This is a genomic window from Nitrospirota bacterium (assembly GCA_040754395.1).
Taxonomy (GTDB): domain Bacteria; phylum Nitrospirota; class Thermodesulfovibrionia; order Thermodesulfovibrionales; family SM23-35; genus JBFMCL01.
This window is the reverse complement of the sequence record JBFMCL010000033.1, coordinates 1-20,430: the sequence shown is the minus strand read 5'-3', so window position 1 is coordinate 20,430 and position 20,430 is coordinate 1. Positions and strand designations below refer to the sequence as shown.

Below are 20,430 nucleotides of genomic sequence, written 5' to 3'. Positions count from 1 at the left end.
ACACCGGCACTTTTGCATACTGAATCACGGAGAGATAGCAGAAACAGTCTGCTATCTCTCTTTTTCCTCACGGGAAACGCCGCATACCCTTTGTGCATTTTAACCCCCATCAATTCACGCATTTCCCCGGATAATGACAGGATATAGTGTTTGAGCGGATTTATTTTGCCGATATTCATACAATGTGTACCAAATATAATAATGAGGCAAAATACCTCGCAGGTCGAAGACCGAGAATGCGCACAAATACTATTTCCTGTCATCATAACTACAGATCATGAATAATCAGGGTGAGAATTATTTCCATACATGACATTCCAATTTCATTGCCATATCACGATAATAATTCAATTTGTAATATCTTGTAATAATCATGCTAATTAAGTAATTTGCTAAAATCATGAGCAAATATAAGCTATAGCTTTATTTTCAAAGAAAATGCAATAAAATCCTTCCAAAATTGTAAAAAAAAAAGTAAAATATTCGGTACCTATTGGCAGGACAAAATGGAGGCCAAGTGGTACTTGAAGAAACTATCGGTTTTTTAAAGAAGTTTCCTCCTTTCCAGTTTCTCGATGCAGCAACCCTTGAAACTGTCGCACGCAATGCGCGTACAGCCACTTACCCGAAAGACACCCTCATTCTGAAACAGCACGGACCGCCCAGCGAATACCTCAGTATCATCCGGCAGGGCGGGGTAAAAGTCTTCAGAACATCAGAAGACGGCCAGGAGATTGTAATAGACTACCGGGGCGAGGGAGACACGTTCGGGTTCCTCTTGCTGATCGGGAAAGATAAGGCAAAATCCAATATTATCGCAATTGAGGACACCGTCTGCTATCTCCTCAGCAGGGAAACAGTATCCAAACTGCTCGAATCCAGCTCAATCTTTACCGAGTATTTCTTCAAATCCCACCTTGAGAAGTATATCGACAAACCGCTGGGAGAGATGCAGAACAAACCCCTCTACCGAAATCCCGACAGCGTGCTCTTCAAAACCCGTGTCGAAGATATCGCCATGAAGGAAGTCATTACCGCAGAAGAAGGTTCTACTATACAGGAGTCCGCGAAAATCATGGCAAGGAACAGGATAAGCTCACTGATTATTGTCAATCAGGAGAAACAGCCCGTGGGAATTATCACCGACAGGGATCTGCGGGAAAAAGTAGTGGCCGGCGGGATGGATGTATCGAAGCCTGTCAAAAACATCATGACCAGTCCCCTGATACGCATTGATTCGCGCGATTACTGTTTTGAAGCGGTGCTGAAAATGATACAGAACAATATTCACCATATCGTTGTCATGAGGAACGACGTTCTCAGAGGGATTCTGACCAATCACGATCTTATGATCCTCCAGGGCACATCCCCGCTGTCTGTTGTTCGGGACATCGAAAGCCAGCAGACCCTGGAAGGACTTATCCCGGAATCGAGAAACATTGATAAAATAATCTCCCTTCTCCTGAAAGAAGGGGTAAGGGCAAGCAACATCACGGAAATCATTACAGAAATAAATGACCGGCTCCTGAAAAAAGTCCTGGAAATCACTGAAAAGCAATTCGGACCGTCACCCCTGCCCTACTGCTGGATTGTATTCGGCAGTGAAGGACGAAAAGAACAGACCTATAAAACCGACCAGGACAATGCCATCATTTATGCGGACCCCAAAAATGCCGGGGAAGCCAGGGCTGCAGAGAACTATTTTGCCGAATTCTCACTGACCGTGAAGGACGCCCTGGTCAAATGCGGGTTCCCTCTCTGCCACGGAGATTATATGGCAAGCAATCCGAAATGGCGGCAGCCGCTGAAGACATGGAAAGAATATTTCTCGCAGTGGATATTCACTCCCACGTCAGAGGCGATTCTGGCCTCCTGCATACTCTTCGATTTCAGACCGGTGTATGGCGATTTCACCCTTTCTGAAAAGTTAAGGGCACATCTCCGGGAAACCCTGAAAAACCAGGACATGTTCCTGAAACTGATGGCGCAGCTGACGATAAAGCTGCGTCCCCCCATCGGGTTCTTCAGGACATTTATCGTCGAAAAGAGCGGCGAACACAAAAACAAGCTGAACCTGAAATTCACCTGCCTTGCGCCCTTAGTAAACATTGTCAGGCTGTTCAGCCTTGAGCAGCGCATCGAGGAAACATCAACCCTTGATAGGCTTCATGCCCTCAGGACAACACATTCCATTGTGGCGGAATTCGGAGAGGACCTGGAACACGCCTTTGAGTTTATCTCTCTGCTCAGGGTCAGGGAGCAGCACGCACAGATAGAGGGGGGTCTTGAGCCCGACAATTTTATCAACCCCAGCGAACTCAGCAACTTTGAGAAAAAAGTCTTCAAGGAATCATGCCAGCTTATCTCAAAAATACAGGACCTGATCAACAAAAAGTATAATCCGGGAACAGGAGCGATAATGTGATGGGCAACCTGCTGGGAGCATACAGGGACAGACTCTTGCAAAAGATCTCAAGGAAAAAAGATCTTCATCCGGGCGTCCTGAAGTACCTTAAGGTCGCCGGAGAGATAGATCAGAACGTCCCGATCAGCGATGCCACGTATGTTGTTTTCGATACAGAGCTTACTGGACTGAACGTCAAAAAGGACTCGATCGTCTCGATCGGTGCGCTGAAGATGCACGGCAGCCGAATCGATCTTCACGAGATTTATTACCGGGTCGTCGACCCGAAGGCACAGCTGACCGGCACGAGTGTCCTGATCCACGAAATCACCCCGTCTGAAGCCTCCGAATGCCCGAACATAGATGTCCTTCTTCCCGAATTTCTCGACTTCTGCGGAAACGGGATAATCATAGGCCATTTCGTACACATTGACCTTGCCTTTCTGAACAAGGAAATGACCAGAATACTTGGATTTCCCCTGCAGAACCCGGCCGTCGATACCCAGAAAATATATAAATGGATAAGAACCCAGGAAGAACAGGTGTGTGCATTCCATGCCGGCCTGTCGGAGGATGTGGACCTACTGAGCCTCGCCAGGCGATACTCAATTTCTGTGAGCAATGTGCATAATGCGCTTGATGATGCATTTGTCACTGCACAGCTTTTTCAGAGGTTCCTGAATCAGGCGCAGAAGTTTGGTCTCCGTACTGTCGCAGATCTTGTAAGGACAGGACATCCAAAATAACGCAAAAAAGAGGGGGTGAGAAAAGGACCAATATCACATCAATAACTGTATGCTGAACTGCAAAGCGTCTGTTCTGCTCACCTGCGGAAACCGGCAGAGAGAGCAAAGACGGATGAGAACAGCATTACTGCATCCTCTTTGAGGATATGAGATTTCATAAGGGAGGGTTAAAATGGCAGAAAAAGACAAACTTGAGGCATACTGGAAACAGAATCTCACGTACATCATCATTCTCCTTTCAGTCTGGTTTGCCGTTTCCTATCTGTGCGGAATTCTTCTTGCCGATGCACTGGACAGCATCCGGCTTTTCGGTTTTCCCCTTGGTTTCTGGTTTGCAAACCAGGGGTCAGAGGTGACCTTCGTTCTGCTCATTCTGATCTATGTCAAGCTGATGAACGCGCTTGACGCCAAATATGACGTGCATGAGCAGTAGAGTATGACCTGCGGTCAACTGAATGAAGGCGGTCACCGCTTTTCAAGAAAACCCGAAAGGAGAATCTTATGAGTATTATTACTTGGACGTGGATTATCGTTGGGCTAACATTTGCCTTATACATTGGAATTGCGATCTGGTCGAAGGCAAGATCTACCGGGGAGTTCTACGTTGCAGCCAAGCAGGTCCATCCTGTCCTGAACGGCATGGCAACCGGTGCAGACTGGATGTCAGCCGCTTCATTTATTTCCATGGCAGGACTGATAGCCTTCCTCGGGAGGGACGGAGCCATGTACCTCATGGGCTGGACCGGAGGGTACGTCCTGCTTGCCATGCTTCTTGCTCCGTATCTCAGGAAGTACGGGAAATACACCGTACCCATGTTCGTCGGTGAACGATATTATTCACAGGCAGCGCGTGTCGTTGCGGTGCTTTGTGCGATTTTTGTCTCTTTTACCTACGTCGCCGGCCAGATGAGGGGAGTCGGGGTCGTCTTCTCGCGCTTCCTCGAAGTCCCTATTAATACCGGCGTTATGATCGGCATGGGTATTGTCTTTATTTACGCCGTGCTCGGCGGAATGAAGGGTATCACCTATACACAGGTCGCACAATACTGCGTCCTGATCACCGCATACCTGATCCCTGCCATCTTTATTTCGTTCATGCTGACCGGAAACCCCATTCCCCAGTTCGGGTACGGCAGCCAGCTCAGTGAAAACGGCATGCAGTTATTGGGTACAAGCGGAGGGTACCTGCTCGACAAGCTGAACGAAGTGCAAAAGGACCTGGGGTTCGCTGCCTATACGAGCAGGGGCGCCAAGAGCATGATTGATGTCTTCATGATCACCTTCGCCCTTATGGTAGGCACGGCGGGGCTGCCGCATATCATCATACGGTTTTTCACCACCCCCACCATTCGGGGCGCCCGCGCATCTGCAGGATGGGCGCTGCTCTTTATCGCCATTTTATATACCACCGCCCCTGCTGTCGCATCATTTGTGAAACTGAACCTGATCCATACGCTGCATAACAAAACCTACACGGAGGCTCCGAGCTGGTTCAAGAACTGGGAAAAAACCGGCCTGATCGCGTGGAAAGACAAAAACGGTGACGGAATGATCCAGTATGCAAAGGGAGAACCTTTCAAGGGAAAAATCGCCTTTGAGCCCGGCGTGGTCGGACCTCACGGTGAAAGGGTTGTCTCAACCCCTATCGATGAGAAAAATGCCAATGAACTCTATATCGACAGGGATATCATGGTTCTGGCAAACCCCGAAATTGCCAAACTCCCTGCATGGGTCGTTGCGCTTGTCGCTGCAGGTGGTCTTGCTGCCGCACTTTCCACTGCTGCCGGACTTCTCCTGGTCATCGCGTCCGCGTTTTCCCATGACCTTGTGAAGAACGTTATCGCTCCGGGCATTTCTGAGCAGGGGGAATTAATCGCTGCGAGAATTGCTGCCGGAGGCGCGGTGCTGGTTGCAGGGTATTTCGGCATTCACCCGCCGGGGTTTGTGGCGCAGGTCGTTGCGTTCGCCTTCGGACTTGCCGCGTCATCGTTCTTCCCTGTCATCATTATGGGAGTCTTCTGGAAGAGAACCACAAAGGAAGGCGCCATACTCGGAATGCTGAGCGGTATAATCTTCACCGCTTTGTATATCATCTATTTCAAATTCGTCAGCCCAGAAATGAACAAGCCTGAGAACTGGCTCTGGGGTATTTCCCCCGAGGGCATCGGGACTATCGGGATGATGATCAACTTTGCAGTAACCTATGTCGTATCAAAATTCACAAAAGAACCTCCGAAAGAGGTGCAGGATATGGTTGCAAGTCTCCGTTATCCGAGAACCATAGAATAGCAGTTTGCAGGGGTGCCCTATTAACATGGGGCGCCCCTTAGCAATCGGGAAATACGTTGGTTGCCGCTGGTGGCAGCAATACTGCAGCGGGAAGGATTTGCTTTCCTTACCAGGTTCTGCTGATTTCGTCATGAGACGTGCTGCGGACAAAAGCAGCTATTGAAATGTTACGCCGGGGCTGACACAAATGAAGAAAAACGGGATGTATATTATAATACAGACATTTCACTGCAAAGGAGGAGGAAGAAAGGATGTCTAAGGAAAGCATCGATGTATTGATGGCAGAAAAAAGAACGTTCCCCCCGTCAAAGGATTTCAGCAACAGGGCACATGTCAAAAGCATTGCTGAATATGAAAAGCTCTACAAGAAGTCTGTTGAAGATCCTGAAGGATTCTGGGCAGAAATGGCAGAAAAGGAGCTTTCCTGGTACAAGAAATGGGATAAGGTATCAGAATGGGATTTCAACAAACCTTATATCAAATGGTTCATCGGCGGCAAGCTGAATGTATCATATAACTGCCTGGACAGATTTATCAATACCCCGAAGAGAAACAAGGCAGCGATTATATGGGAATCGGATGACGGCAACTATAAAACCTATACCTACCAGCAGCTCTTCTACGAAGTCAACAGGTTCGCAAATGTCCTGAAAAAGCACGGCATCGGAAAAGGTGACAGGGTCACCATCTATCTTCCCATGATACCTGAGCTCGCGATCTCGATGCTGGCATGCGCGAGGATCGGCGCGATCCACAGCATCGTGTTCGGCGGGTTCAGCGCCCAGGCCCTGAGAGACAGGATTCAGGACTGCAAGTCAAAACTCCTCATCACCGCTGATAAGGGCGCGAGGGGAGGCCGCTACGTACCGCTCAAAACGAATGCGGACGAGGCGCTTCAGGAATGCCCCACCGTGGAAAAGGTCATTGTCGTGAAGAGGGTCGGCAGCGTCGACATGGAGCCCCAGAGGGACTTCTGGTGGCATGATGAGATGCTCGATCCCGAAGTGAAGGATTATTGCGAACCCGAACAGATGGATGCTGAGGACCCGCTTTTTATCCTCTATACATCAGGGTCAACAGGCAAGCCAAAAGGCGTTCTCCACACCACCGCAGGGTATCTCCTGTACACAAGCCTCACCTTCAGATGGATTTTCGATTATCATGACGAGGACATCCACTTCTGCACCGCAGATATCGGATGGGTTACAGGCCACAGCTATATTGTCTATGGCCCGCTGAGCAACGGTGCAACCAGCCTTATGTTTGAAGGCATTCCGACATATCCGGATCCGGGAAGGTTCTGGAAGATCGTCGATAAATTCAGGGTGAATATCATCTATACGGCACCGACGGTAATCAGGGCTCTCATGAGGGAAGGCCCGGACTGGGTCAACAAGTATGACCTCTCTTCCCTGAGAGTACTCGGCTCTGTCGGCGAACCGATCAACCCTGAGGCATGGATGTGGTATCACACGCATGTCGGCAAGACCAAACTTCCGATAGTCGACACCTGGTGGCAAACAGAGACCGGCGGGATACTGATCACTCCGTTGCCGGGAGCAATGACGACAAAACCCGGTTCAGCCTGCAGGCCATTCCCCGGTGTCGTCCCGGTTATTGTGAAAGAAGACGGATCTCCTGCCCGCGCAAATGAGGGCGGGTACCTCTGCATTGACAGGCCCTGGCCCGGAATCCTGCGCGGCACATACGGCGATCCTGAAAACAAGCGTATCAAGGAGGTCTATTTTTCGAGATTCCCGGGGAAATATTTCACCGGTGACGGCGCAAGGTTTGACGAAGACAATGACTACTGGCTCATGGGAAGGATTGACGATGTCATCAATGTTTCGGGACACAGGATCGGCACCGCAGAAATAGAATCCGCGCTCGTAAGCCATGAGGCGGTGGCCGAAGCCGCAACAGTCGGGTACCCGCACGAGATCAAGGGAGAAGGCATCTATGTCTATGTAACCCTTAAGGAAGGATTCGAACCAACCCCGGAGCTCACCAAAATACTCGTGGGACATGTAAGGCACGTCATCGGACCTATCGCAAGCCCGGACAAAATACAGTTTGCCCCCGGCCTGCCGAAAACCAGGAGCGGGAAGATCATGAGAAGGATACTCAGGAAGATTGCACGGGGCGACACGGAAGATCTCGGGGACACCTCGACACTTGCAGATCCTTCTGTCGTGAACGAGATTCTGAGGGGAAAAATGTAACAGGAACTCCTCATTGTTTGTCCGTCCAGAAAGGGTAGGCAAAATCCTACCCTTTTTGTTTCTTTCCGGGTACAATAATACTGTGTATGATTCTGTTGTTCTGCCATTCCCTACGTGTTGCGGTCACCTCAGCAAATCGCCGGGGCAAAAATCCTTTTTTCTCTTTTATCCGGATTCCCGCACGTAAGGAAATGCCAGCGCCGGTCCGCCCCTGCTTCACGGTGTAAGAAAACACGAAAATTGCTGAATAAAGGAGACAAACAGTGTCGGTAAAGAACCTCGAATATTTCTTCAATCCCCGGAGGATTGCGGTCATCGGCGCCTGTGAAGACAAATCTTCGATAGGATACAACATATTCAGAAACCTCCTTGGGAAAGGGTTCAGGGGTTCCGTGTACCCGGTAAACCCCCGGGTAGAGGCGGTACAGGGAGTAGAGGCATACAGGAAGATTACTGACATCCAGCGCGAAATAGATCTTGCGATTCTGGCAGTGTCTCCCCGGGAGATCCCGGAAATACTCGAAGAGTGCGGGATTAAGGGCGTAAAGGGCGTGATAGTGCTCTGTTTTGATTTCAAGAAGCGGGTTGATGACTCCCAGAAACTGGAAACGGTTATCAGGCAGTTGTCTGAGAAATATGGATTCAGGGTCCTCGGCCCTGATTCCCTCGGATTCATCAGGCCGGGCGCCAACCTGAATGCAAGTCTTTTCCCACGGCTGCCCCAGAAGGGAAATATCGCGCTGATCGTGCAGAGCACGACATTGTCTGTTGCTCTCCTCGACTGGGCTGCAAGCAAAAATATCGGGTTCAGCTATTTCATCTCCGTCGGCACAAAAATCGACGTCAAGTTTTCAGACCTCATAGATTTCCTTGGCGTCGATCCCGAAACAAGGGCAATCGTGCTGTATATCGAATCGATAAAAAACGGCCGGAAATTCATGACCTCCGTAAGAAGCTTTTCCTCCAGCAAACCGATCATGATCATTAAATCAGGAAAGTTTGATGTCTCCGCACAGGTGGCGCTCTCACACTCCGGATATATGGCAGGAGAAGACAAGGTCTATGACGCGGCCATAGAAAGGGCAGGCGCCATTAGGGTAAACGAGACGCTTGATCTCTTCTACCTTGCAGAGTCGCTTTCGAAGCAGCGCCGTCCCAAAGGGAACCGGCTGGCGATCATCACAAACTCAGGAGGGTCCGCAATCATCGCCATTGACACCCTCCTGAAGCTCGAGGGAGAACTTGCAACGCTGAGCAGGGAAACAATCGAAACCCTCCAAACGCACCTCGGCTCAATGAAAATCTTCCAGAACCCGGTCGATCTCCTGATCGAGGCCAATCCGCAGGATTACGAGGCAGCGATAAAAGGCTGCATGAAAGACAGGGCCGTTGACGGGGTGCTCGTCATCCATACCCCTTCCTACGCATCAAAACCGCGGGAAATAGCCGAGACCGTCGTCTCTGCAGCAAAGACATATTCCTACAAGCCGGTGTTTACCGTATGGATGGGGGAAGAGCAGGTAATCGATGCACGGGAATATCTGAACGACAACGGCATTCCCACATTTATCTCGACCGAGCAGGCGGTGCGAAGCTTCATATACATGTACCGGTATGACAACAACCTGAGGCTCCTCCTTGAGACCCCTGAAGTCATTCTCAAGGATTTCGAACCTGACGAATACAGGGCAGAGGAGATCATCAGAAAGGTCTCGGAAGACAAAAGACTCTTCCTGAACTTCAATGAGGTGAAAGACCTGCTCCTTCACTACGGGATACCGGTCGTCCCCACGAAAGTCATCAAGACCGATGATGAAGCGGTCGAGATTGCCGACTTCATCGGATATCCGGTTGTCCTGAAACTCGATTCACAGAAGATCCTCCGCAAGTCCGAATCAGGGGGCGTCTTCCTGAACCTCAAAGACCAGAACGCCGTACGTGAAGCATTCAGCTCGCTCACTGAGCTCGCGGTATTTCTGAAAGATCCGACCGCCCAGGTGATCATTCAGCCGATGATCATCAGGCAGGGCTTCGAACTCGTGATCGGCGCCAGAAAGGACCCCACCTTCGGGTCGGTGATCGTCTTTGGCACCGGCGGGAAACTCCTTGACGTAGTCGAGGATTATTCCATAGGGCTTCCCCCATTGAACCAGTCACTGGCGCGTCGCATGATGAGCGAGACACAGATTTACAAGCACCTCGCAAAATACCGTTCGTTCGAGAATACGCTCAAATATCTCGAAGAAATCCTCGTCAGGTTTTCCCATCTGATCATCCATTTTCCCCATATCAAGGAAATCGATATCAATCCGTTCTATATTACCGAGGACGAGGGGTTTATCCTTGACGGCAGCGTCCTGCTCGAAGCCGACGTGCTCGAGGGGTTTGTCCCGATAAAAGGAGACTTCTGCCCGCCTCATCTCTCCATCTGTCCCTACCCTGACCAGTATATCGATATCTTCAAGCTGAAAGACGGCCCCGGGGTTATCATCAGGCCCATACGGCCCGAAGACGAGCCCCTGATGGAAGAACTGCTGAAAAACTCATCGGAAGAAACGCTCATGATGCGGTTCTTCCGGAAGATATCCGACATCTCGCACGAGCAGCTGGTCAGGTACTGCAATATCGACTATGACAGGGAACTGTCCTTTGTCGCGGTGATCCTGAACGGAGACCGTGAGCGGCTCATCGGCGAAGCCCGGATCAGCAAACTGCCAGATCAGGAAAATGCGGAGATGGCGGTAGTGGTCGGAGACCAGTGGCAGGGTCAGGGCATCGGCAAGGCGCTTCTGAACCACTGCCTGAAAATTGCAAAAGAAATCGGGATAAAAAAGATGTGGATGGAGATCCTCCAGGTCAACTCGCGGATGCTCTACAGGTCGGAAAAAATGGGGTTCAGAAAAGCCTCTTCAGACGAGGATTCGATAAAAGTCGTGCTCGAGCTGTAACCGGAAAGACAGCAGCGCATCAACCTCCCCTTCCCGCCTGACATTTTTTCTTCAAAACAGCCTTCCTGGTTGCAAAAAAACCGTTTTTAGTATATAAATATACAGATTTTCCGGGGGAGGAAAAAACGAGAAGGAGCGCACATGCGTCATGCCGTCTTTTCTTTCAGTTCCACCCGGATACCTGCGTGCATTCCTGCCCGTCGTCTGTTTCCTGTCTTTTGTAATCTTCCGATCTGTCATCTGTTGGCCTGCCGTCTGAAAAAGTTCTACCCCGTGGTCTGCTGCGGATATCCGGAGAAGAAAAGCATGCTTGTCATTGCGAGGGAGAGAGTCCCGAAGCAAATTCAGCCGTTCGGGACAGGTTCGGAATCGGGAGTGTTACCGGTCCGGCATATGCTGGATTGTGGCATGATCTGTTGAAGTATTCAGCATGAATGAATTATATGCGCATAGTCCAAATGAAAATGGAGACTGGCATCATCTTGATGCTCATTTAAAAGAAGTCGCAGAGCTTGCAAAAGAATTTGCGAGTAAATTTGACGCCGGGGATTTAGCGTATTGGATAGGGCTATGGCATGATCTGGGAAAGTGTTTGCCGGAATTTCAAGCGTATCTTCAGGCATGTGCTAAGAAAGAACATCACAGCAAGTTCCCCCATGCGATTTGGGGTGCTATCTTAACATACAGGCTGTTTACTCAAAATAAGGAAGATGATCGCTGGAAGGAAATAGCAATTGCGATTGCAGGTCATCATGGTGGCATGGATCAGCCGGGATCACTTTCTCAGCGACTTGAAAATCGCCTTCAAAATAGCCAGACGATCTTCGATAAGGTTATTGAGTACGTTAAACAACTTCCTTCTCCTCCCAAAATACATCTGCCGGAATTGAACCGTACACAGCGAGAATTATTTATTAGAATGGTGTTCTCCGCGCTTGTTGACGCTGATTATCTGAATACGGAAAAACACTTCAAAAAGCAGCAGTACATGTTAAGACAAAATCAGCAGCAATTAGAAACACTCTGGAAGACATTTAATGTCAATCAGAAGCAGTTTATAAATGCTGTGGATTCAGAAACTGATATTAACAAGGTTCGCAGAGAAGTTTATGAGTTGTGTGACAACGCGGCCATAGGAAAGCGCGGAGTCTATCGGTTAACAGTGCCAACAGGCGGTGGTAAGACCAGAAGCAGTCTGGCATTCGCGCTGAAACATGCCGTCCATCATGAGATGGACAGAGTCGTTATTGCAATCCCTTATACAAGCATCATTGATCAGACGGCAAAGGAATACAGGAAGATTCTCGGAGCCGATGCGGTGCTTGAACATCATAGCCAAGTCAGCATTTCTGCCGATGAAAGTCAGGACGTAACGCATATTTTATCAAGACTTGCCATTGAGAACTGGGATGCGCCGCTCATCGTGACTACAACGGTGCAGTTCTTTGAAAGCCTCTTTTCGAATAAGCCGGGGAAGGTACGCAAACTTCACAATCTTTGCCGGAGTGTCATAGTAATAGACGAAGTGCAGGCTCTGCCCCCTGAATTGCTGACGCCGACACTTGACGTTTTAAAGGAGCTTGTTGAGCACTATTCTGTTTCTGTTGTTCTTTGCACTGCAACTCAACCCGCATTTGAAGACAGCCATTTTTTGAAACCGTTTCAAGGAGTGGAAGTCCATGAGATAGTGCCGAAAGAAATTTATAAAGACCATTTCAAGAAACTTGAGCGCACCAAATATTCCAGGGAAAAAGACCCGCTCTCATGGCAGTCATTGGCAACTGAAATCTCTAAGGAAAAGCAGGTCATGGTTGTTTTGAACACCCGTAAAGATGCTTTGTCGCTTATTGAAGCTCTTGACGACACCGAGAATATTTTCCACTTATCAACCCTTCTTTGCGGGATACATAGAAGGCGAATACTCAGAGAGGTAAAAAGAAGACTTCAATATGCATTGCCTGTAAGACTTATCAGCACTCAGGTTATTGAGGCAGGAGTAGACATAGATTTCCCGGTGGTTTATCGTGCGATTGGACCGCTTGACAGAATTGTTCAGGCTGCCGGACGGTGTAACAGAGAAGGCAAACTTCCTCAAGATCAGCCCGGACGAGTTGTAATCTTTGAGCCCTTGGAAGGCCGCTCTCCGAAAGGCCCGTATAAGACAGGGTTTGAGAAGGCAAAATTGTTATTGGCTCAACATGATATTTCAGAGTTGCATAATCCTGAACTATATCAGATGTATTTTGAGAAACTGTTTGCTGATGTTGATACTGACAGAAAAAAGATACAATCCCACAGGGAAGTTCTTGATTACCCAACGGTTGATGCCGCGTATCTGCTGATAGAGCAAAACACAGTTCCTGTTTTGATTAATTGCGATTCGTCTGCCAAAAGACTTAAAGTGTGGAAACGCCAGCCTTGCAGAAGAACATGGCAGCGATTGCAGCCTTTATTGGTAAATATGTTTGACTATGAGGTTCAGAAGCTTAAGGCCGAAGGCTGGCTTGAACCCATCTCTGATGGGCTCTATCTTTCGAAAGGCATGTATGACAGGTTAAAAGGATTGGTTCCGGCGATCTATGATCCAAGTGACCTTATTCAATAGGGGGTGAAATATGAATAAAGCGACATTTCATATCAAAGTAGGCGGCGATTATGCCTGCTTTACAAATCCGGGGTTAAAAGTTGAGCGATGCACCTATCCAGTCATGACTCCTGCGGCAGCCAGAGGGCTTTTGGAAGCAATTTACTGGAAGCCTCAGTTCAGATGGGAAATAAGAGAGATCAAAGTGCTTAAGCCTATCAAACAAATCAGCATCATGAGGAATGAGCTTAACGAACGCCAGGGGAAAAATCCCATTATCATTGATGATCCGAAAAACAGGGCACAGAGGACAAGCCTGATCTTAAAGGATGTCGAGTATGTCATCAAAGCAGACCTTGTGCTTAAAGAGGGAATTAACAATATTATGGGCTACATTGACCAGTTCGCACGAAAGCTGAAAACCGGACAGTATCATCATACTCCTTATCTTGGAACTCGTGAATTTGCAGCATGGTTCGAGTCTGCAACCGGCGATGAAGAGCCCGAATGCATAATAAAGGAATATCCTATCGGACAAATGCTTTTTGACAGCGCCTATATAGAAGATAATGAGCGCAAGGAAATAGATTTCCATCTCCACGGACATACGCACTCAAACGACAAACGTGTTGCACGAGGTTATCAGAGCGCGGTTTATTTCGACGCTATAGTTGAAAATAATATTCTCAAGATTCCTCCTAAAAAATATCTCGAACTCTATGAAAAGGAGGGCGTCCATGTTTAAGGAGATTATTGAACTGGGGAAGCGCCTTGAAACTGAAGGCAAGCTCCCACCACCAGGGTTTTACTATTATGGTCAACCTATAAAATGGAAAATACATTTACGACATTGTCACCCTAATTTTGTTTATGTTGAAGAAATTCCACTTGATAAACCACGGCCGTTTTGCGGAAGAACAAGTCGAGTTGAGGCTCATCCATGTGTTGATGAAGCCGGATACGTGTTACATGTTGCAAAACAAAGGGGAGGCGGCAATGATGACAAGGTTAAAGAAAAGCACAAGGAATTTGTCCGACTCTTGCGGAAAGCTTATAGAAGTCCTTTGATAAAGGGCAAGGAGTTGAAATCGGCAGTGTGGATCGCCCAGTCAAAACAATGGCGAAGATTGGTCAGCCAGCAGGTCAAATCAAAAAACATTTTAAACAAAGATTGGGTTGCAATTGTCTTCAATGACGGTCCTTTTGAAGATACAAGCTTATATGAACTTCCAGATATGCAACAGTTTTGGCAGAAAGAACTTAGGGAACGAACACGGCAGGATACTGAAACAGGAAAAGCAAAAATGGGAGTATGCTCTATTTGCGGAGAATATCAGCAAATGGCAAAAAAGATACCTGTATGGGTTAAGCTCTTTAAACCTGCACCCCTTCACTCGTATAACAAAGATTCTTTCGTTTCTTATATTGAAGGAATTCAGGTATTTGAAGGAAAGGCACACCTTGGTCAATGCGTTATCTGTGGTGATACAATCGCCAGAACTTTAAACTACCTTACAGGTAACATACTTCATTATAAAATCATTGCGCAGGATCGACACAAAGGCAAGCTTATTACAGATTCGGCGCAGAATCAGTTTGCTCTATTCTGGTTAAAAGACAAACAGTTCATAAAAGCAGGAGAAACGATACTTGATCCATCTGAACTGTTAAGAAATGTAAGCTCAGTTATGGACAGGTCTGAGAAAAATACGCCGCCACCTGACACCAAGCAGTTAGAAAATATGTTAACTGTCCCGTGGACAGGCAGGGATGCATCTGTCAATATTGCAGATAACGCGTTTTATCTCCTTATTTTATCACCCAACAAAGGACGCATTGCCGTCAGAGACTGGCTCGATATCTCTCTCGACAAATTACAGCAGAACCTCAAAGCATTTCTTGATGCACAACGTATTATTGATCCTGACGGGAAAGAGAAACGATGCTTTGGGATTCCCGAGATTCTTAAAGCAGTGGAGGCTTCGAATATATCTAAAGAGCCACATAAGGTTGTTGAGATAGGCAATCCCAATGTAAGTTGTCAATTATTGAGAACCGCGTACTTAGGCGAATCGCCGCCATCAGTTCTTCTTGAGTCGGCAGTAATGTGTATGAGGAATCCCAAAATATTTGATGAGAAGAAAAAGACTACACGGCATATTTTGATGGCAACCTTAAAGATGCTTTTAACTCATAAGAAGGAGGGCATGAAAGAAATGGAAACGCTTGATACAAACCGAAAGGCTATAGGTCATCTTTGCGGACGGCTTCTATCAATACTTGAAGAAGCACAATTGCGGGCAGCGCGATGGAAGATCAATACCACTCTTGTCGAAAGGTTCTATGGCTCGGCTTCATCTGCTCCAGCCTCAGTATTTGGCACTCTCGTTAGGAGAGCGACAACCGACCACTTTCCAAAGATACGAAAACAGCAGCTTGGATATAAGGACTTGGAGGCGCAGATAGAATCTGTTGAGACTGCAATTGATCAAGCAGGCGGATACCCTAAAACACTATCGCTGAAGGAACAGGCTGAGTTTTCTCTCGGCTTTTATCATCAGCGTGCAAAGTTTAACGAAAAAAGGAAAGTCAATAAACAGAATGATAAAAAGGAGGAAAGCAATGAGCAACAATAATATCCATACTGATCCAGCAAGAAGACATGATTTTGTTCTGGTATTTGAAGTTGAGAGAGGCAATCCCAACGGCGATCCCGACGCCGGTAATTTGCCCCGAGTCGATCCTGAAACAGGTCATGGCATAGTAACGGATGTTTGTTTGAAAAGAAAAGTCAGGGATTATCTGCAAATGGAAAAAGGGCTTGAGATGTTCATTCAAAGTGAAACTGCTTTAAATACAATAATTTCAAAAGCTGCTCGCAACGAAGGTGCAGAATTTCCTGAAATCGAAATCACATTAGACGAAGATAAAGATAACGACGTTATTCAATGGTTTTCTGAGCATGAACCGTTTGAGTTGAATGATACCAATACAATTCTTTCCTATTATGGAGATTCATTTAAACAAAAAGATATAGCAGCATACTTTGATGAGGTTGAAGATGATGCTTTAAAAAACAGACTCAAACCATATGCAAAACAACTGGCGGACTCAGTTAAAAAGAAGAAACTCAATAAAGACGATAGAGATAATACAAAACAGCGGCTTATAAAAGAGCGTTATGACATCCGGATGTTTGGCGCTGTGTTATCTACGGGCCTTAATGCAGGGCAGGTGCGTGGTCCGGTTCAGTTGACATTTGCAAAGTCTGTAGATCCTATTTTTAGGCTCGATAATTCTATAACGCGTATTGCCATAACAAAAGAAGCCGACAAAAAAAGGAAAGAAACCGAAATGGCTCGTAAGCCAATCGTACCCTATGCCCTATATGTTGCACATGGTTTCTATAATCCGTACTTTGCATTAAAACCGAAACAGAAAAAAGATGATCCGGATGAATACATAGTCACAGAGGGTGACCTTGAGAATCTTTGGGAAGCATTAGAATGGATGTTCAATACCGATACTGCAGCGGCAAGGGGGCGAATGGCAACGAGGGGTTTGTATGTGTTTAGTCATGATAATAAAAGGGGTAATGCTCCATCGCACAAACTCTTTAGGCGAATAAAGGTAAAAAGTTGTGAGGAAGCCCGTTCGTTTGAAGACTATTTGCCGATTGAAATCTATGAAATTGGGCTGAATGATATCGGTATCAAGTTGACAAGAATTGTTCATGAGGTGAAGGAAGAGGAAAAACAAGGTGCCTAACCCTAACAACCTCCCTCCCCTCATCCCCCCTCACGGCGGCTACCGTGACCTCCAGTCTTACAAAATGTCGGAGATCGTGTATGACGCCACGGGAGTATTTTGCGACAGATTTATCGATAAGCGCTCCCGTACGCACGACCAGATGATTCAGGCAGCCAGAAGCGGCAAGCAGAACATTGCCGAAGGCAGCATGGCTTCGGGAACTTCCAAAAAGACTGAACTGAAGCTGATCGGCGTTTCAAGAGCAAGTTTTGAAGAGCTTCTTTTGGATTTCCAGGATTTTCTGCGGCAGAAAGGTCTGCCCCTTTGGGGGAAAGAGCATGAACAAGCGCGAAAAATAAGATTGCTTGCTTACGAAAAAAATAGGTCTTATGCGACCTATAGGCCCTATGTCGAACAAAGCTCGCCCGAAGTTGCCGCAAACACCATAATCTGTCTGATCCATCAGACAAACTATCTTCTTGACCGGCAACTGAAAGCCCTGGAAAAAGATTTTTTGAACGAGGGAGGCTTCACGGAAAGGCTTTATCGTGCGCGGTCAGAGGCACGCAAAATAAGGAAATAAGTCATATATGACCGATAAGCCCTATAGCGAAGACGATCTGATTCAGCTTTCAGCCTTGCAGCATATTGTATTCTGTGAACGCCAATGCGCTCTTATTCACATCGAGCAGTTGTGGAACGAGAATTTATTCACTGCCGAAGGAAGGCTTATGCATGACAAGGTTGACATGGCTAATCGTGAATCGAGAGGGGATGTCCGTATCGAGTATGGTGTACCGATCAGATCGCTTAGACTCGGTCTCATCGGAAAGGCTGATGTAGTGGAATTCCACAGGATGAATGACGGGAAATGGGTACCCTTCCCTGTTGAATATAAAAGGGGAAAACCGAAGATGGATGATTGCGATAAAGTTCAGCTTTGCGCTCAGGCAATCTGTCTTGAGGAAATGCTCAACCTTGAGATCAATAACGGTGCATTATTTTATGGCCGGACCAGACGCAGGGAAAATGTAGTATTTGATGAAAAGTTACGGCTGGAGACGGAAGGGGCTTCAAAGAAGGTGCGAGTGCTCATTGAATCCGGCGTGACACCGAAGGCTGAATATTCAAAAAAATGCAAGAAGTGTTCTCTATATGAACTTTGCATGCCGAAGGTGAGCAGAAAGGCAAGTAACTACCTGATGAAAGCGATAGAGGCAGAATGAAAAAGCTTCTTAACACGCTCTTTGTGACCACTCAGGGAGCATATCTTTCGAAGGAAAGCGAGACCATTGTTGTGAAGATTGACGGAGAAGTTGCCATGCGTTTGCCAATTCACACTCTTGGAGGGATTGTCTGCTTCGGTCAGGTTTCGTGCAGCCCTTACCTTATGGGCTTCTGCGCCGAGAATCAGGTGGCAATCAGCTTTCTTACAGAAAACGGAAGTTTCCTTGCAAAAGTTCAGGGGCCTGTATCGGGGAATGTTCTGCTCAGGCGTGAACAGTACCGGCGTGCCGACGACCTGCACGCATCTGCATTCATAGCTCGCGCACTCTTGACAGGCAAACTCGCAAACTGCCGTACTGTGCTCCAGCGTGCATTAAGAGACCATTCAGAAAAGGTAGATTCAGATGCTATTTCTCTTGCTTCGCAACAGCTTTCAGGTTCGCTCAGGCGATTACAGGCGGATTTTCCGCTCGATATTATTCGGGGAATAGAGGGGGAATCGGCAAATACATACTTCGAAGTTTTCGATCATTTGATTACTTCGCAGAAAGATGATTTTACATTCCGGGAAAGGAATCGCAGGCCGCCGCTTGATAAGGTAAACTGCCTGTTGTCGTTTATTTATACCCTTTTAATGCACGATGTGCGTTCAGGACTTGAGACAGTTGGTCTCGATCCGGCAGTCGGCTTCCTGCACAGGGACCGTCCGGGACGTTACGGCCTTGCCCTTGACATTATGGAGGAATTCAGGCATTTCATTGCCGACCGGCTCACGCTTTCTTTGATTAATCTTGGGCAAGTGCAGGCAAAGGGATTCAAGAAAAAAGAATCAGGGGCGGTATGGATGGATGATGAGACAAGAAAAACCGTACTCGTTGCGTATCAGAAACGCAAGCAGGAAGAAATAGAACACCCTTTTCTTAAGGAGAAAGTAGCAATCGGCCTTCTTCCGTACGTGCAGGCATTGCTGATGGCGCGCTATCTCAGGGGAGATATTGATAATTATCCGGCGTTTATTTGGAAGTGATGGTGAAACATGTTTGTGCTTGTGAGCTATGACGTTGCAACCGATGAACTGAAAGGCCAGCGTCGTTTGCGCAGGGTTGCAAAAGCATGTCAGGATTACGGACAAAGGGTTCAGTATTCCGTCTTCGAGTGTATTGTAGACCCCGCGCAATGGACCAAGCTGAAGGAGCGGCTGATTTCCGAGATCGATCCTGAGAAAGACAGCCTGAGATTCTACTATCTTGGTTCCAATTGGCAGCATCGTGTTGAACATGTAGGGGCCAAGGCAACATTAGATCAGGAGGGGCCGTTGATTGTTTGAAATGCTGTTGCGAACCTGAAGCTCACATGGGTATGCGGTTGAGTTCGCAGCAATCACAACATATAAGAAAAGAAGAATAATTTTTGTTTTGCTCTTTGACAATTTGATGTACGATGCACATTGAAAGGCAGGTTCGCAGAAAGCAGGCTGCATGTCGTTATGAAATAAATATTTTTGAGTAGTACTGTCGCCCCTCGCGCAGGGGCGTGGATTGAAACAACAAGGAGGGGAAGATGAAGAAACTGATTCTATGTCGCCCCTCGCGCAGGGGCGTGGATTGAAACCTCGCTCTCGCGGCTCAACTGCAGGCCAATCCTCGTCGCCCCTCGCGCAGGGGCGTGGATTGAAACCGGAAAACCCCTCCCCCCCCCCTGTCCAGTCCTGTCGCCCCTCGCGCAGGGGCGTGGATTGAAACATTCTAACGCAAACAATGTTGCTAATTGCCAAAGTCGCCCCTCGCGCAGGGGCGTGGATTGAAACCATAAAAACCGCATTCTTCAGTGAAAATAACCAGTCGCCCCTCGCGCAGGGGCGTGGATTGAAACCTGTTCCTGCGCTGGTCGCTTTGATGGTCAACGTGTGTCGCCCCTCGCGCAGGGGCGTGGATTGAAACGTTGAACTTGCTCAGCGCCGCCTGGTTGTAGAAGTCGCCCCTCGCGCAGGGGCGTGGATTGAAACTTCTATTTCAGGATGCACGGAACATTGTTGTCACGTCGCCCCTCGCGCAGGGGCGTGGATTGAAACAAAAACGTCCGTGGCGAGTGGCAGGATCTGACAGGTCGCCCCTCGCGCAGGGGCGTGGATTGAAACAATATATTGTTATGGGTTGCTGTTGTTCCGTACTCGTCGCCCCTCGCGCAGGGGCGTGGATTGAAACTTTGGATGCGGCACAATTAATTCCAAGGTCTTGGTCGCCCCTCGCGCAGGGGCGTG

General features: G+C 47.8%; 14 protein-coding genes and 1 CRISPR repeat array. All 14 genes read left to right on the top strand.

The genetic code is table 11. The annotated features are described in order from the left end of the window. Positions 1–517: 517 nt before the first annotated feature. The 14 genes from AB1552_13310 (at position 518) to cas2 (ending at position 19,497) form a co-directional block, all read left to right on the top strand. Entirely contained in the window at positions 518–2,425 is a 1,908-nt protein-coding gene (locus tag AB1552_13310) for a DUF294 nucleotidyltransferase-like domain-containing protein (protein ID MEW6054745.1), read from the top strand. Further along, on the top strand, positions 2,425–3,150 hold the full coding sequence (locus AB1552_13305; GenBank protein ID MEW6054744.1) for a 3'-5' exonuclease: 726 nt from the start codon (positions 2,425–2,427) through the stop codon (positions 3,148–3,150). The genes AB1552_13310 and AB1552_13305 overlap by 1 nt, the downstream gene beginning before the upstream one ends. Positions 3,151–3,322: 172 nt before the next feature. After that, entirely contained in the window at positions 3,323–3,583 is a 261-nt protein-coding gene (locus tag AB1552_13300; protein ID MEW6054743.1) for a DUF4212 domain-containing protein, read from the top strand. Between the two features lie 68 nt (positions 3,584–3,651). Next, the gene (locus AB1552_13295; protein ID MEW6054742.1) at positions 3,652–5,439 is read left to right on the top strand and encodes a sodium:solute symporter family protein; all 1,788 of its coding nucleotides are present in this window, start codon (positions 3,652–3,654) and stop codon (positions 5,437–5,439) included. A 251-nt stretch (positions 5,440–5,690) separates the two neighbouring features. After that, positions 5,691–7,661, top strand: a complete 1,971-nt coding sequence (acs, locus tag AB1552_13290) for an acetate--CoA ligase (GenBank protein ID MEW6054741.1) — start codon at positions 5,691–5,693, stop codon at positions 7,659–7,661. Positions 7,662–7,924: 263 nt separating this feature from the next. Continuing rightward, positions 7,925–10,609, top strand: a complete 2,685-nt coding sequence (locus AB1552_13285) for a bifunctional acetate--CoA ligase family protein/GNAT family N-acetyltransferase (GenBank protein MEW6054740.1) — start codon at positions 7,925–7,927, stop codon at positions 10,607–10,609. Positions 10,610–11,039: 430 nt separating this feature from the next. Continuing rightward, positions 11,040–13,214, top strand: coding sequence for a CRISPR-associated helicase Cas3' (gene cas3 / locus AB1552_13280; GenBank protein ID MEW6054739.1), 2,175 nt, complete (start codon positions 11,040–11,042; stop codon positions 13,212–13,214). Positions 13,215–13,224: 10 nt separating this feature from the next. After that, complete coding sequence (gene cas5c, locus AB1552_13275) at positions 13,225–13,938, top strand: type I-C CRISPR-associated protein Cas5c (protein MEW6054738.1); 714 nt, start codon at positions 13,225–13,227, stop codon at positions 13,936–13,938. Continuing rightward, positions 13,931–15,829: a type I-C CRISPR-associated protein Cas8c/Csd1 gene (gene cas8c, locus AB1552_13270; GenBank protein ID MEW6054737.1), complete on the top strand. Its 1,899-nt coding sequence runs from the start codon at positions 13,931–13,933 to the stop codon at positions 15,827–15,829. The genes cas5c and cas8c overlap by 8 nt, the downstream gene beginning before the upstream one ends. Beyond that, positions 15,816–16,961 carry a type I CRISPR-associated protein Cas7 gene (locus tag AB1552_13265; protein MEW6054736.1) on the top strand — a complete coding sequence of 382 codons (1,146 nt, stop codon included), beginning with the start codon at positions 15,816–15,818 and terminating at the stop codon, positions 16,959–16,961. The genes cas8c and AB1552_13265 overlap by 14 nt, the downstream gene beginning before the upstream one ends. Continuing rightward, entirely contained in the window at positions 16,954–17,526 is a 573-nt protein-coding gene (locus AB1552_13260; GenBank protein ID MEW6054735.1) for a four helix bundle suffix domain-containing protein, read from the top strand. Before AB1552_13265 ends, AB1552_13260 begins: the two co-directional genes overlap by 8 nt. Before the next feature lie 7 nt (positions 17,527–17,533). Then, a complete protein-coding gene (gene cas4, locus AB1552_13255; GenBank protein ID MEW6054734.1) occupies positions 17,534–18,169 on the top strand; it encodes a CRISPR-associated protein Cas4 in 636 nt (211 codons plus the stop codon). Next, on the top strand, positions 18,166–19,197 hold the full coding sequence (cas1c, locus tag AB1552_13250; protein ID MEW6054733.1) for a type I-C CRISPR-associated endonuclease Cas1c: 1,032 nt from the start codon (positions 18,166–18,168) through the stop codon (positions 19,195–19,197). Before cas4 ends, cas1c begins: the two co-directional genes overlap by 4 nt. 9 nt (positions 19,198–19,206) lie before the next feature. Beyond that, positions 19,207–19,497, top strand: coding sequence for a CRISPR-associated endonuclease Cas2 (cas2, locus tag AB1552_13245; GenBank protein ID MEW6054732.1), 291 nt, complete (start codon positions 19,207–19,209; stop codon positions 19,495–19,497). A gap of 186 nt (positions 19,498–19,683) precedes the next feature. Continuing rightward, positions 19,684–20,430: a CRISPR direct-repeat array (repeat unit 23 nt; unit sequence GTCGCCCCTCGCGCAGGGGCGTG).